Source organism: Vibrio sp. S9_S30 (genome assembly GCF_014694455.1).
GTDB lineage: Bacteria > Pseudomonadota > Gammaproteobacteria > Enterobacterales > Vibrionaceae > Vibrio.
This window is the reverse complement of record NZ_JAAUWT010000004.1, coordinates 1-14,187: the sequence shown is the minus strand read 5'-3', so window position 1 is coordinate 14,187 and position 14,187 is coordinate 1. Positions and strand designations below refer to the sequence as shown.

At 43.6% G+C, this 14,187-nt stretch carries 12 protein-coding genes and 1 tRNA gene; 3 read left to right on the top strand and 10 right to left on the bottom strand.

What is annotated here, in order from left to right; translation table 11 throughout:
- The first annotated feature begins 50 nt into the window (after positions 1-50).
- Positions 51-962 carry a LysR substrate-binding domain-containing protein gene (locus tag HC752_RS05755; protein WP_190334181.1) on the top strand — a complete coding sequence of 304 codons (912 nt, stop codon included), beginning with the start codon at positions 51-53 and terminating at the stop codon, positions 960-962.
- 51 nt (positions 963-1,013) lie between these two features.
- On the opposite strand, the gene HC752_RS05750 is transcribed toward HC752_RS05755, so the two are convergent.
- The 4 genes from HC752_RS05750 to HC752_RS05735 all read right to left on the bottom strand — a co-directional run bounded on the left by HC752_RS05750 (position 1,014) and on the right by HC752_RS05735 (position 4,894).
- A complete protein-coding gene (locus HC752_RS05750) occupies positions 1,014-1,214 on the bottom strand; it encodes a DUF4250 domain-containing protein (protein WP_190334180.1) in 201 nt (66 codons plus the stop codon).
- A gap of 96 nt (positions 1,215-1,310) precedes the next feature.
- Positions 1,311-1,985 carry a hypothetical protein gene (locus tag HC752_RS05745; RefSeq protein WP_190334179.1) on the bottom strand — a complete coding sequence of 225 codons (675 nt, stop codon included), beginning with the start codon at positions 1,983-1,985 and terminating at the stop codon, positions 1,311-1,313.
- A gap of 140 nt (positions 1,986-2,125) precedes the next feature.
- Positions 2,126-4,603, bottom strand: coding sequence for a sensor domain-containing phosphodiesterase (locus tag HC752_RS05740; protein WP_190334178.1), 2,478 nt, complete (start codon positions 4,601-4,603; stop codon positions 2,126-2,128).
- Positions 4,604-4,669: 66 nt separating this feature from the next.
- Positions 4,670-4,894: a hypothetical protein gene (locus tag HC752_RS05735; protein WP_190334177.1), complete on the bottom strand. Its 225-nt coding sequence runs from the start codon at positions 4,892-4,894 to the stop codon at positions 4,670-4,672.
- A 152-nt stretch (positions 4,895-5,046) separates the two neighbouring features.
- On the opposite strand from HC752_RS05735, the gene HC752_RS05730 reads away from it, so the two are divergent.
- Positions 5,047-7,236: a YgiQ family radical SAM protein gene (locus tag HC752_RS05730; protein ID WP_190334176.1), complete on the top strand. Its 2,190-nt coding sequence runs from the start codon at positions 5,047-5,049 to the stop codon at positions 7,234-7,236.
- A 148-nt stretch (positions 7,237-7,384) separates the two neighbouring features.
- Here HC752_RS05730 and HC752_RS05725 read toward each other — a convergent pair whose 3' ends face one another.
- From HC752_RS05725 to HC752_RS05710, 4 genes are all read right to left on the bottom strand, one after another.
- Positions 7,385-9,181 carry a hypothetical protein gene (locus HC752_RS05725; protein WP_190334175.1) on the bottom strand — a complete coding sequence of 599 codons (1,797 nt, stop codon included), beginning with the start codon at positions 9,179-9,181 and terminating at the stop codon, positions 7,385-7,387.
- 188 nt (positions 9,182-9,369) lie between these two features.
- Complete coding sequence (locus tag HC752_RS05720) at positions 9,370-9,537, bottom strand: hypothetical protein (RefSeq protein WP_190334174.1); 168 nt, start codon at positions 9,535-9,537, stop codon at positions 9,370-9,372.
- Positions 9,538-9,750: 213 nt separating this feature from the next.
- Positions 9,751-10,176 (bottom strand): GtrA family protein, encoded by a 426-nt coding sequence (locus HC752_RS05715; RefSeq protein ID WP_190334450.1) that lies wholly within the window; start codon positions 10,174-10,176, stop codon positions 9,751-9,753.
- The gene (locus tag HC752_RS05710; protein WP_446751424.1) at positions 10,173-11,735 is read right to left on the bottom strand and encodes an ArnT family glycosyltransferase; all 1,563 of its coding nucleotides are present in this window, start codon (positions 11,733-11,735) and stop codon (positions 10,173-10,175) included. The genes HC752_RS05715 and HC752_RS05710 overlap by 4 nt, the downstream gene beginning before the upstream one ends.
- A gap of 449 nt (positions 11,736-12,184) precedes the next feature.
- Here HC752_RS05710 and HC752_RS05705 point away from each other — a divergent pair, with 449 nt between their 5' ends.
- Entirely contained in the window at positions 12,185-13,096 is a 912-nt protein-coding gene (locus HC752_RS05705) for a 1-aminocyclopropane-1-carboxylate deaminase/D-cysteine desulfhydrase (RefSeq protein ID WP_190334173.1), read from the top strand.
- A gap of 46 nt (positions 13,097-13,142) precedes the next feature.
- On the opposite strand, the gene HC752_RS05700 is transcribed toward HC752_RS05705, so the two are convergent.
- Positions 13,143-13,230: transfer RNA gene (locus HC752_RS05700), tRNA-Ser, on the bottom strand.
- Positions 13,231-13,381: 151 nt separating this feature from the next.
- Entirely contained in the window at positions 13,382-13,831 is a 450-nt protein-coding gene (locus tag HC752_RS05695) for an L-alanine exporter AlaE (protein WP_190334172.1), read from the bottom strand.
- Positions 13,832-14,187 lie beyond the last annotated feature (356 nt).

Below are 14,187 nucleotides of genomic sequence, written 5' to 3'. Positions count from 1 at the left end.
TATTTTTATGAAAATATGTCATAGAGAACATGGATAAGTGAGAGAATCTCATGATTGAATTGAAGCATCTAAGAACATTGACATCATTAAGAGACACAGGCTCGCTAACCGCTACCGCCACCGCCCTGCATTTAACGCAATCGGCACTTTCTCATCAAATTAAGGATTTAGAATCGCGTATTGGCGGGCAGCTCTTTTTGCGTAAAACAAGACCCGTAAAGTTCACCTCTGAAGGCGAAATATTGCTTAAGGTTGCCGACGAAGTTCTACCAAGGCTAGCAATGGCTGAAAGTGAACTAGCCAGCCTAAAAGAAGATGTAAATGGTCGATTGCATATGGCCATTGAGTGCCATTCCTGTTTTCAATGGCTCATGCCTGCACTAAAGGAATATCAACTCGCTTGGCCCAGTGTCACCTTGGATTTCTCTTCCGGTTTTGGCTTTGAACCCTTGCCCGCATTGATGGGAGGAGAACTCGACTTGGTCATCACTTCGGATATTCAACCAAAATCGGAGGTGCACTACGAACCTTTGTTTGATTTTGAAATGCGATTAGTAACCTCGACTACCCACCCACTTGCGGAGTTGGAAAGTATCCAACCTCATGATTTAGCGGATCAAACCGTCATTACCTATCCTGTACAAAAGCAACGGCTAGATATTGTGAAACATTTCCTTCAACCAGCAGGCGTTGAACCCGCAAAATGGAAGCAATGCGACAACACGTTAATGCTGGTTCAAATGGTCTCAGCAGGCTTAGGGGTTGCCGCTTTGCCAAATTGGGCAGTTATTGAATTTTCACGCCAAGGGTTAATCGCAAGCAAACCACTTTCAGACGGACTTTGGAGACGGCTTTTTGCTGCGACTCGCAGCAGTGAAAGGAAAAAAAGATACCTCCAAGCGTTCTTCAACACGGCTCGGCAGCAATGCAAAAGCCATCTTGAAGGGATTAAGTTGGCATAACGACAACCCGATACCCAAGTAGCAAAGGCACTTTGGTATCGGGTATTTGCCTTAACGATCGTAAGATTTAAATTGGTTAGTCAGTGGATCGTACTGATACCCCACTATATCCAGCTTGCCCACCAAGCTTTCCACGTCCATTTCATAAGTCGTGACCAATTCTTCAAAACTCTCGCATTCCAAACGCAATTTTTCGTTCACTATGCCCAGCAATATGATGCTGTCGAGGTTGGTGATGTTACTTAAATCCATGGCACTTCCCCCTTTTCTGCCGTTTCCTATTAAAGATTAGCGTCTATTAAGAAAAGTGCTATTTTACATGCCCAAGTGACCTCAGGATTCAGAGCCTCATATTAAAGCCTGAAACCCAAATTGTGATGCCAGTAAACAACATACTGTTACACTCAACTGGATTTTGGTTGGGGGTTGGTTAAACAGCATATGCCAGCACCAAATTACAATTGCGGTAATTAACATCGCAAAACCAGCCAAAATCTGATGGGTAAAATACTCAATGGCTTCGGGAGACAGCTGATACGCCTGAACCAGCGAAACAACGGCAAAGAGCATTCCACTGACGATACCTGTGATGGGCAATAGGCGGTGGAAAGCTTGTAACCTCGAACGAGACACAACCAACATGAGCTGCGCAAATGCCGCCCCTAATAGGATGCCCGAGACAACAACACTGACTCCCCCCCAAAATGTGAAACTTTGCATGACCACATGCGCTAGGGCTGCCAGCCCCGTTAATGCTGATACATTTAAAACGTGGAAAGAACCCGTTTCACGTGTTTTTCCTGTTTGCACCTTAGAGTAAAACGCAACAAGAACACCCGCTGTGACCAGCCCGAGCAAGCTAATGGTCGCTGTGGCTATCCATAACGCGATGAAGGCAGGTAAAAGTTTATGCAGGCGCCCTCTTTGCCCTGGGCAAATGTCACCTTTTTGCAGCACTAAAGTGATGACCAATTGAGCCCCTAGTGTCATAGGAAGCAATTGAGCGAGAAAATAATCCAACATTATTACGTAAAGTTACATCATTCAAAATGGTGGCACGGATAATAACAGACTCTCTATAACCAAGTAACCATCTCTAACCCGCTGCTAGCTTGTATATTCACTTCAACGGGCTGACTTAACTTTATCTGGCTGACTTAACTTTAACTGGCTAAAAACTTGAGAACCCGGCTTTTTGTCACGATGCCTAAACATTCTCCTTTATCTCCTGTCATCACCCAAGGCAAAGGGACACCTTTTTTAACCAATGCCGGCACATCTTGAAGTGACGTGGTGTGGCTCAGAACCGTAAACTGAGTTTTCATGACTTGGCTAAGTTTGCGCTTAAGAATTTGCGTATCTCTTTGAGTTTCCAGCTTGGTACCAAACGTTGGACTCATATGAAGGTTATACACTTCCCTATCGATCACCCCAACGCAATGCAAACCGTCTGTAACTGCCATGGCTTCGAGATCGGTACGCAAGAATATCTCGTGTACTTCACTTAATGCTGCACTGGGCTTCAAAAATGGCGACATTTGCTCATGGAGGCTCAATATCCCTTCACCTTGTTTAGGTAAAGAAAAACGACGCAATTCATTTCGTTTTTTCACATAATGATGTGCCGTCTCAATATCATCAATAGAAACAGGCATAGAGAAGTAATGCCCTTGTACGTAATCCACATTTAACCCAGTAAGCACTTCTATTTCTTGTATGGTTTCGACACCTTCGGCAATCACTTTTACGCCAAGGGTATGAGATAAAGCCACCAGCATTTTCACAATAAAATACTTGTGTGTGCCTATTTCAAGGTTGAATACAAATTCTCTGTCGATTTTGAGGTAATCAAAATGCCCATTGCTTAAGTAGGCAAAAGAAGAATACCCCGTACCGAAGTCATCTATTGCCACTTTGACTCCTCTTTCTCTTAGCACTTTCACTGCCTCTATATGGCAATCTTCACTATCAAAATAAGCACTCTCTGTCAGTTCAATAGTCACCAGTTTAGGGTCTACACCAGACTCCTCTATCGTGCTTAGAGTATGAGTCAGGACTTGCTGTGCGTTCATTCTAGTATTCAGTGATCGATTTATCGTAATGCCAACTTGCTCACCGAAATGATTTTGAATTCTCGCCATATGATTCAAAGACTTGGAAACAACAATGTTATCCAAGGTCGTCACTAGGTTTAGGTCTTCGGCAATATTGATCATTTCCTGAGTGGTATACTGAAGCCCTTCAACAGAAGGAAAGCGGCAAAGTGCTTCAAACTTAATCACTTGCCACGTTTCAGTAGAAACAATGGGCTGAAAATGTACGTCGATGGTTTCTTTCTTTATAAAAATGGTCACAAGCTCCTCGAGCTTTTTCCTTCGTACCGCTTCTTCATGCATCAAACGGTCGAAGAAGCTAATGTTGTAACCTTTTTTGCTCGAATGCTGTTCTAACATTGCCTGAGTGGCATGAGTAATCAACATGTTAGGGTTATTGGTATCACGCCCTAGCACGGATACACCCATTTTTCCTCTTGCAAGCAACTTGAACAAATGTGCATTACCAAATTGACGAATGAAAGCGAGGAAACGTCGGATCTCACCATGAATGGCTCTAACCCGGTTATCGGAATTGACGCATTTCAAGGCACACACGAACAGGTTGTCACCTTTGTAGCCACACAGGTATTGTTCATCAACCTGAGCAACGACGTTTGAAAACGCAATCCTTTGCTCTAAAACCGTGGCTTCTTCGAATTCTGGTGCTATTGCCAAGACAATAACGGTGTGAGAATGACCGTAGTGTTTAACCATATTGGCTAATTTCGATTGAAACTCATCTTCATTGATAAGCTTGGTAGACAGCTCAAGTCCACCATTGTCTGTGTCGACAATTCGGTATAAATGATTGGATAAATCGACGGTAAAACCGACAAAATAGGTTTTGCCGTTCGCCATTTCCACTTTCTGGATAGTGAGATCTTGAGGCTCTATCTGACCATTGGCTCGCTTAGATAAAATGGTGCCAGTCCAATGACCATCTCGATGAATCATTCGCCAGATTTCTTTAAAAAACGTATCACTGTGTTTACCGGCATTAAACAGGCTTGTTTTCTTTCCCAACAGTTCATGAAATTGATAGCCAGAACGTTCAACAAAATAAGGGTTGCAAGCCAGTATTTGGGTATCGCTATCGGTTATAACAATGCCGTGGTGTCGGTTCTCAAAAATCGCCTGTAAAATCTGTCCAATTTCATACATAGAAGACAAATAAAACAGCGGGCGAATATGACCCAAAAGTACTTCACCGTCTGTTCGACTCACTTCGACTTCACAATAAATCAGCAACCCTTTAGAAGGGGTTAGAACGCAGAAAAGAGAATGCTTTGAATTGCATTCATGCGCAGACTGAAGGGCACCCACAAGTTTTTCCTTGTCGCTTGCGGGCATTATTTTCAACAAGTCAGCCATTACCTGAACTTTAAACTGACCGTGAACGATGTCCACTAGAAAAGGATCCAAAAACTGAAGCTCGTCACTGCTGGCATTCCAACGCCACTTTGCTGCTTTATAGCCCTTCACCTCCCCTTGTTCCCCGGAGGAAATGCTCATGCCCTTCAACATTGAAATTAGCGATGTACTCATATTGGAAGCAACCCCTTACATGGCAACTTAACGCTCACTTACACAGTCAAGCAGACTCTTCTCTATTCAGGCGTGACGGAATCTGTATTTGTTAAAGAAAGTGTACAAATGGCAAGAGAAGCCATCATAAAAACGTTTTGCTAACGCGCTCCGCCCTTGTTTCTCCACTTTGTTTCTTCTATCAAAATTGAAAAGCAGGTAACATCCGGCAATCGGATCCCTGATACCAGTATCCCCCCGCGTATCGTATTTCTGAACAACCAGAACAACGGTTTCAAAGGCGGAATCCATCCCTTTCCTAAAGGGCATGGGATATCGAATGAACCCACATAACATAAGCACTACAATCAATTAGATACGAATGATTCTCATGTGAGATGATAATCTAGTCAGGAGTGTTTTCTGCCGCTATAATTCCCGCCTCCTAACGCTGAGGTCAAAAAATGCACAACACACCAACTCCAATCCATCAATATCCGAAATACTGGGCCGAATGTTACGGCGTAGCCCCTTTTCTGCCCACAAGCAGAAAGGAGATGGATGCACTGGGTTGGGACAGTTGCGACATCATCATTGTGACGGGTGATGCTTACGTCGACCATCCTAGTTTCGGTATGGCTATTATTGGACGTCTTTTGGAGGCTCAGGGCTTTCGTGTCGGTATTTTGGCTCAGCCTGAGTGGCAAGATAAATCCGATTTCATGAAACTCGGTAAACCCAATCTCTTTTTTGGCATTACCGCAGGTAACATGGATTCGATGATCAATCGTTATACCGCAGACAAAAAGCTTCGTCATGACGATGCGTACACCCCAAACAATGAAGGTGGAAAACGACCAGATCGTGCGACATTGGTTTATTCTCAGCGTTGTCGAGAAGCCTACAAAGATACGCCAATTGTACTAGGCGGTATCGAAGCCAGCCTTCGTCGCATTGCGCATTACGATTATTGGTCTGATAAAGTGAGACGCTCGGTTTTGTTCGACGCAAAAGCGGACATTCTGTTATTCGGAAACGCAGAAAGAGCGTTGGTGGAGGTGGCGCACAGGCTTGCAAACGGAGAAGATATTTCCACCCTAACGAGCATTCGTGGCACAGCAGTCAACCTATCCGCTGCACCTGAACATTTCAAAATCATCGATTCTTCTCGCATCGAAAAACCAGGGAAAGCCTTCGTTCCTACTAACCCTTATCAGGTTGAAACTCAGTGCGAGACAAAACCGAAGGAAGAGGAAAAAGCCAAAGTCGTTACCATTCAACCATCCAGACATGATGCGAAAACAACCGCAGTGAGAATTCCCCCTTTCGAGAAGCTGAAAAACGACCGCATTCTCTATGCTCATGCCAGCCGTATCATGCACCTTGAAACGAACCCTTATTCTGGTCGTGCGCTTATTCAAAAGCACGGCGATCGTGAGCTTTGGGTGAACCAAGCGCCTATTCCGCTGACAACAGAAGAAATGGATTTTGTGTTTGGGTTACCTTACGCTCGCGTTCCGCACCCTATGTATGGTAAGGCAAAAATCCCCGCCTACGATATGATTAAAACCTCGGTTAATATCATGCGGGGTTGTTTTGGTGGCTGTTCTTTCTGTTCTATTACAGAGCATGAAGGACGTATCATTCAAAACCGCTCGAAAGAGTCGATCCTTAGTGAACTCGAAGACATTCGCGATAAAGTCCCTGGCTTTACTGGTACCATTTCCGATTTAGGCGGTCCAACCGCCAATATGTATCGACTTGGCTGCTCCGACCCACGAGCAGAGCAAAACTGTCGTAGACCTTCCTGCGTATTCCCTGGCATTTGTCACAAACTGGACACCGACCACAAGCACACGATCGATTTGTATCGAGAAGCGCGTAAAGTAAAAGGCATCAAGAAAGTCATGATCGCGTCAGGCGTTCGTTACGACTTAGCCATCGAATCTCCAGAATACGTAAAAGAACTCGTAACGCATCATGTAGGTGGCTACTTAAAAATCGCACCGGAACATACCGAGAAAGGCCCGCTAGACAAAATGATGAAGCCGGGAATGGGCACCTATGACCGATTCAAAGAGATGTTTGAAAAATACAGCAAGGAAGCAGGCAAAAAGCAATATTTGATCCCTTACTTCATTGCAGCGCACCCAGGTACAGAAGAAGAAGACATGGTGAATTTGGCACTGTGGTTAAAATCGAACAATTTTGAATGTGACCAAGTTCAGAACTTCTATCCATCCCCCATGTGTAATGCGACATCCATGTACTATTCGGAAACCAACCCACTCAAGCGAGTGAAGTATAAGCAACGTGAAGACATTCCTGTTGCCAAAGGAGAAAGGCAGCGACGTTTGCACAAAGCTCTGCTTCGTTACCACGATCCAGCGAACTGGCCAATCATCCGAGAGGCGTTGATCAATATGGGTAAGAAGCACTTGATTGGTGACAAACCGGGTTGCTTGATTCCAGCAGAAGATCTTGATGCTAAAACGCCTGCACAGCGTCGTCGTTCCGGCAGGCATGGTGCAAATCGCTTTGCAACTAAGCATACGAAGAATCAGCCCGATATCCGAAACGAAACAGCATCGAAAAGAGACAATGCCAAGGGCTCTAACAAACCAAAAGGGAAACGGAAGCGACTTCAGGCGTAGCAGAATAGACGAAGCGAAATGAAGGCAGACCAAGAAGGTCTGCCTATATTAACCAGAGTATGTCAGCTTATTTATCAAGTAAGTCGCCCTATTGATCAAGTCAGCCATCTTATTGATCAAGAAAGCCACATTCGATGCTGCATTTCACCTATTCATGATGGACAGTGATGCAATCAAGACCTCCAGATCTATCCAATAGATCCTCAGCCTGATTCAAACCGGAATAGGAAGACAAGGACTTACCCACGAAGTAAACCGCTAAATTTGGAGTCAATTTTTGAACCCAAGCCTCGAAAGCTTTGTTTAAAGCAGGGACACTAGAAGCATTCGTTATAAAGAATGGCGTGTTACCATTTCCCATGATTCCATTCATCCAGTTAACATTACGTCTACCAACTTGGAAAACGCCTGGTGTCTTTATTGGAATAAGGTTTGCTTCAATCAATTGATTATGAATGTTTTTGTATACATTGGTGAACCTCGACTCATTGTATTTCAATGATTCTATTGAATGATGTATTTGCACACGTTCCTCTTCACTAATCGTCACGTCATTCGCAAGAACATCTTTCAAAAATTGCTGGCTCAATCCAAAGTCATTAATCAGTACTTTTCCATTCTCTAAGGGTCTGAGGTACATATCGATATGGAAACCAGGCTGAGTTAATACCACAAGATCATTTCGGCTCACCCCCAGCTCTTGCGCCATTACATCGTGTACGATCTCTATCATAGCTCTCAAACGTCGACCTTCCTCAAGCGCACGCTCTTGGCTCAACTCCTTACGAATGTACCCCCCTTGGCTTAGCATTGTAGCCAAGTGTTGATCCATCGCAGGATCGCTTGACAAAGAATGGAGCTTTTTATCGATTAAAGACAAATCAAAATCCGATGTAGCGGTAGCAGCAATTTTTAATTGTCCGTAAGCTTTCATTACCGCTTTGTCAACATCAAACTCTGCGGGCAAACGTCCTCTAAAGAGAGTTTCGTAGCGCTCTTGAACCTTCGCTTTCACTTGGTTTAAATTAACGGTCTGACCTTCACGCAAGACATCATTTTCAGACGGAAAAATCGTTTCTACTCTAGCACGAACCGCTTTGGCATAATCCAGTTGCTCCTGAAGTGTACTTCGAGCAGGGAGAAGGTTCGCCGCTTCAAGGAGCAGTCTGTCTATCTCTGGATCGGAATTAACCACAGTATAACGTCCTTTAGAAAATCTAAAGGAAAGGTTATAACCACCAGCCTGTTCATTTTGCTGCCTTTTCGCAATAGCACGCTCTTGTTCAAACCTTGAATGCATGAGTGCTGTCTGTAAAACGGCATCGCGTCCAACTAGAACATATTGAGAACCATCTTCCCGCTTCCCAACGAGCATGTTACCACCATCAATAATAGAGAAAGTATTAACCAATTCAGCACTCGTACTTTCTGCGTATCCATTAGCCAATTCCAACAGTCTGTCACTGACACCTTGTGATTTAGTGAATCCTTGGCTGTGATGCCCTTCCAAAGAAGCCAGTGGGGACTGAGGTTCATTTACAAGGACAAATTGAATAAACGCATTATTATTCATCGAAAAAAATGCTCGAAATGGACGGAATACCTTACTCCCATTTTTTGAAAGCCACATATTATCTTCTGCCCAAAAATACATATTCTCTTTGCGAGAAAGCGTAACCCCTTGCTCTATAGCAACATCTTCCATTTCAGCGACCAATTCAACCGGCAAATGATCGTGGGCTGGTAATACAATAGTGCTGACTTTATTGCTTAAGTCATCCGTTGCCAAATCCCCTCCGTGCGACGGTATACTGGCATTCGAATATTCAGATGTTGTTAACTCCGTAGGAAATACGGAAACGTCATTTGCAAATGCATAATTCGACAAGGCGAGAACGCTCACCGAAAAAGTTAATTTTGTTACTTTGAAAATAGTCCTTATCATTTTTATGCTACTCCATACTATATTTTTAGATGTATATTCCAATTTTTTGTATAACACGGAAAATATGTGATACAAAATCTCCGATATGTCTATTTGTAATTGAATGAATTAAAGTCACTGATTGACATTTCTCAGACAAAACTAAAGATCTAGAAATTAAAAAAGGCAGACAAGGAAAGTTTGTTTAGTCATTGTTCGACTTGATTGAGACCATAAGTGTTTGAAGCGACAGAGCCTGTGAAATAATCCGAAAGGCTTGGAGACACGTTTTGTAGCCACTCTTTAATTGCCATAATCAATGCGGAAATACGGGAGGGGTTGGTAATATCAAACTTAGACATCCCATTACTCATCATTCTTTTCCCCCCTCAAAGATCAATTTAAAAATAGATTTAGGGGTTAAAACGGAATATGACCTAAAGAAAAAATAAGTAAGAAAGGAAAACGATAGAATATCGAATATATTGAAGGCTTCTCATGCTCAATGAGCGTAGAAAGGTTCCGATACAAGCCAAAAAGACACCATTTATAGAACCCTTGTTAATATTCTTGTCGGTGTCATTTTGGCTCTATTTACCAGCAAATACCCACTTCGAACTGAGAAAGTAGTTACTGACCATTCCAACCAAGATTCCCGCAACGAGTGCCATAAAAGGCATGGCTCCTTGATCGCCAAATAGCGCAATAACCATTTTGAACACACCTAGGTTGGGTATAGCGGAACATACCGCCGCGACCATATGCTTTTGCCACTGTTTGGCCTTATCGGATTGCTCTCTGTCACTAAAGGTCAGTACTCGGTTACCAATCCAGGTCGCCGTTGCCGCTAAAACAAACGCGATAACACGCGAAGAGAAAATCGGCATTTCAAAAACATAGTACAGCAGAGCAAATACAGCGGTATCGACTAAAAAGCCGATACCGCCGACAAAGGCAAACTTAAACAGCCGATGCTGAAACAGCTTATGTTGCCATAGCTTACACAGAGAAATCATTGGCACAGATAGCGCGAGCGTTTAGGTGATGCCACTTCGAGCGTACAAGCCAAGTTGTATTTATTTATAAAACCTTCAATACGCTCATTTGGACCAATGATGTAATACCCGTTCTCATGACCTTTCAGCTGATCCAGCTTATTCATTCGCTTCGCTTGACCAAAGCTGTAGTACTGACCAGAGAACGTGCGACTGCCTTCGACATAAAATGTTGGCTTACTACGATCGATATCGACGAACAGCATTTTGTCGCTACGCTCATTGCCTACTTTGAATATCACCACACAAATAACAATAATCAAGATGATTGGCAAAATATACGAAGCAAATATAAACCAGTTGAACGTAAACGCTTTTTCTCGGAACAAAAACGCAATACCGGAGACGACAAGCGCAATGGCAGCCACATACCCTATGATCGCGTCATTCTTCAGTTCACTCGCTACATAAACCGATACCAGTGTAATGAAAAGCCCAGTAATCGTAACAGACTTGAAGAATGTGGCTTTAAAACTCACTTTCTCTTCAGCTAAGTACGCGACTAACAGCGCAAATGCAGGCATTCCTGGAAGAACATAGGTAGCAAGAATATTGCCCGAGAACGTAAACAAAATAAGTGGCGATAGTACCCAGAACAAGAGGAAGACAAACACCCCAGGTAATTCAGCAAACTTTTCTTTCAACCTTGTAAAACGAAAAACCGCAAGCAAAGGCAAAACGATGGACCAAGGCAGTGCCGCCAACATCAAGAATAGCCATATCATGCCTCTTGGTTCATCGTGAGCGTCACCATAGCGATCCCCTTCCCAACCGCTCACAAGGAATCGGTTAAAGTGTTCACCTACAATAAAATACTCTAAGAAACCTGGATTCGCTTGCTCTGCAAGGATGTACCACGGCAGCGCAATCACACACATTAGGATTAAGCCACCCACTATTGGAAAGCGCTTCCAGAGCTGTACAAACGCGCCAATAAAGCCATGTTGAATTATCAAGAAGGGAAGAACAGATAGCCCCATTAATACGATGGCCATCGGTCCTTTTGCCAGCAATGCTAGCCCTAACCCTGCAAACCCAACGTACCCCCAGATTTTTTCGCCTCGCCAGCAAAAAAAGAACCCTACCATGGCGAGTGTGAGAGAGAACGTCAGCGCCATATCCGTCATAACAGCGCCAGATGAAATAGAGAACACCGGAATCGTTGCCATGACAACCGCCGTTTTAAGCGGATTAATGCCAACACGTTTTGCAAAGAGGCACCCTAACGCGATGGTGAGGACTCCAACAACCCAGTGGGGGAATCGAACGGCAAATTCCGATACACCGAACACTTCAATGCCCACGGCACTTAGCCACGTAAACATCGGCGGCTTGCCTAAGAATGGCTCATCGTAATCAAACATGGGAGTTAACCAGTTACCGGTTTCCACCATGATCCGAGCCTGTTCACCGTATCGAGCTTCCGTTGTATCCATTAGTGGTAGAATACCCAGAGACACCAACCTGATTAGCAAGGCTGCTCCCAACAAAAACCACAAATGTTTCGAAGTTAGCTTCACTTCTCTACCTCTATCAATTCGAATGCCTTACTTGAGATATATCAAAACCACGTAAGTTCATTCTTTTATGTCATTCATCTCAATTCCAACCCTCTTGATGCCCAAAAAAATGCGCCCCCTCACCTTGCGTTGCTAACAATGATAACAACAAGCAAGCTAAGCATTTTTGGCGGTAATGAAAACAAGCATCTCATCTGGGTAGAAGTCTGTCTCGCACAAAAGAAAATGCACGAGGGCAGCATTATACCCAAGTCGTATGAAGTTGCGAGGATCACTTTGCAGCACCCTCCTTAGTGGAATATAGGACTCTGCTGTACACTGAGTTTACTAGCAATGCAGCGACTTGAGTTTCTGAACTGGGTTTCTTTATCTAGCCGAATTCATAAAAATTTCTGGCGCTTCATGAAAAATTGCTAGACTACGGCTTTACCGTAATACCTTATTTAACTATGAAGCTTCAGGCCAGCCCAATTACCCAACATTGTGTAGACGGTATGACTTTCTACCTAAAGAGAGATGAGCTCCTTCATCCACAATTCAGCGGCAATAAAGCCCGCAAATTCATGCAGCTGCTGAACGCCGAGTACCCAGAAGTAGACACGATTATTGGGCACGGCTCCGTTCAAGCCAACTCCCTATATTCATTAGCAGCACTCGCCCAACTAAAGGGGTGGAGCTTCGAGTTTTATGTGGATCATATCCCGTCTTATGTATTAGATAATCCCAAAGGGAACTACCGCGCGGCACTGGATTTAGGAGCAAAGATCATTGATGTCAGTGAATTGGAATTGGATGGAGACAGCGCATTCAATTGCGAACGCTACATAAAAGAGATCAGAAAGCCCGACAACCGTTGCCTTTTTATTCCAGAAGGCGGTCGATGCGAGTTGGCAGAATATGGCGTAAAGCAACTTGCACATGAAATATTGAGTTGGAAAAAAGAGGCAAATATTTCCGCCCTTACCGTCGCGCTTCCTTCTGGTACAGGAACCACCTCTCTTTATCTCAATAAACACCTAGAAAAACACAATATTCGAGTAGTAACGTGCTCATGCGTCGGTGGCGACAAATACCTAATGCAACAATGGCACTCGTTAGATGAAGAGCGGTTTCCGCTCGTCTTGAATACAGGAAAAAAGCACCACTTTGGCAAACTGTACCAAGCCGATTTTGATATGTGGCAAAAGTTAAAGGAACAAACCGAAATCGAATTCGACCTGCTATACGACCCTTTAATGTGGCGCTGTTTATTTCAAGACTACGACCAAGAAAAATACGGCACCTTGCTTTACATCCACCAAGGCGGATTATTAGGTAATGAAACTATGTTGCCTAGGTATGTAAGGAAGTTTCCGTTCTAAGCCCCAGAAGGCAAAAAAGACGCCCAAAAGGCGTCTTTCTTAAATGTGGCGGTGAGTGAGAGATTCGAACTCTCGATACGTTGCCGTATACACACTTTCCAGGCGTGCTCCTTCAGCCACTCGGACAACTCACCGAATTGTTGTTGAACTTTGCGTCTCAACGGGGCGCTAATTTAATGATTATGTGTATGTCGGTCAAGTGATTATCTGAAAAAAAACATCATTTCATGTCTGTTCGCTCAGATTTTAACTAAAACACTCACTTTCCAAACAGATTGACTCGTTTTACACCCGTTGAATATAAGCAGGAACACGAAACAGTTTTCGGCAGTTGTCTAGGAAGTATCCGTAAAACACACCTAAACCACATGACACAATCGCATTGCTCGCTACCGCTGTCATGATCTGATCAGACGATGCACCTACAGACCACAGAATGGCGGCATAGACAGGCGATTGAAATAGCACATAAGCAATAATATCGGAAATACGTTTAGTGAGTTCACCACCATGAAGTCTTGCCCCTTGGTTGAGAACCCAGTCACGGAATATTCCATAAGGTAATGCAATAGCAATGTTTACGGGTATCGATAGAGTTCTCGACTGCAACGACTGTTCAAAGGACATACCTGATACAAAAATCTCTATCAGCATTCCGACAACAAAACTGAATACCACCATAGCAAATGTATCCGCTGCTGCGTGGCGAATACAAAAAGGGGCTTTAGAACTCATTTCCTTCCTCACAAAAGAACATAAAACTGGATGTTAAATTGTTAAATAATTGATAAATCTAGATTGATCGATATAGCTAGATATATTCGCCATTTAACCACTTTTCATACAGTTTTATATTCTGAATTTAAATATGTGTTGTAAATTTACAACCATGTTTTAAGAAAATATCAGTGAGTTCAACTGAAACACCTAAAAGGCCTTTTTGTAAGAGATTTATCGTAAGCGTCCCATGAACTCACGGGGCGACATAACTAATGCTTGAAGTTCCATGGCAGCAGTGCATCGATATCAGGCTCAGCTTTCGCCAACTCCTTCATGCACTTGATCATGTAGTCGTAGAGGATAAGACCGTT

Coding starts and splice junctions, on each gene's coding strand:
- HC752_RS05695 (WP_190334172.1), bottom strand. CDS start 13,831: ATGAGTTCTAAAGCCCCTTTTTGTATTCGCCACGCAGCAGCGGATACA.
- HC752_RS05715 (WP_190334450.1), bottom strand. CDS start 10,176: ATGATTTCTCTGTGTAAGCTATGGCAACATAAGCTGTTTCAGCATCGG.
- HC752_RS05720 (WP_190334174.1), bottom strand. CDS start 9,537: ATGATGAGTAATGGGATGTCTAAGTTTGATATTACCAACCCCTCCCGT.
- HC752_RS05750 (WP_190334180.1), bottom strand. CDS start 1,214: ATGGATTTAAGTAACATCACCAACCTCGACAGCATCATATTGCTGGGC.
- HC752_RS05725 (WP_190334175.1), bottom strand. CDS start 9,181: ATGATAAGGACTATTTTCAAAGTAACAAAATTAACTTTTTCGGTGAGC.
- HC752_RS05755 (WP_190334181.1), top strand. CDS start 51: ATGATTGAATTGAAGCATCTAAGAACATTGACATCATTAAGAGACACA.
- HC752_RS05745 (WP_190334179.1), bottom strand. CDS start 1,985: ATGTTGGATTATTTTCTCGCTCAATTGCTTCCTATGACACTAGGGGCT.
- HC752_RS05735 (WP_190334177.1), bottom strand. CDS start 4,894: ATGGATTCCGCCTTTGAAACCGTTGTTCTGGTTGTTCAGAAATACGAT.
- HC752_RS05740 (WP_190334178.1), bottom strand. CDS start 4,603: ATGAGTACATCGCTAATTTCAATGTTGAAGGGCATGAGCATTTCCTCC.
- HC752_RS05705 (WP_190334173.1), top strand. CDS start 12,185: ATGAAGCTTCAGGCCAGCCCAATTACCCAACATTGTGTAGACGGTATG.
- HC752_RS05730 (WP_190334176.1), top strand. CDS start 5,047: ATGCACAACACACCAACTCCAATCCATCAATATCCGAAATACTGGGCC.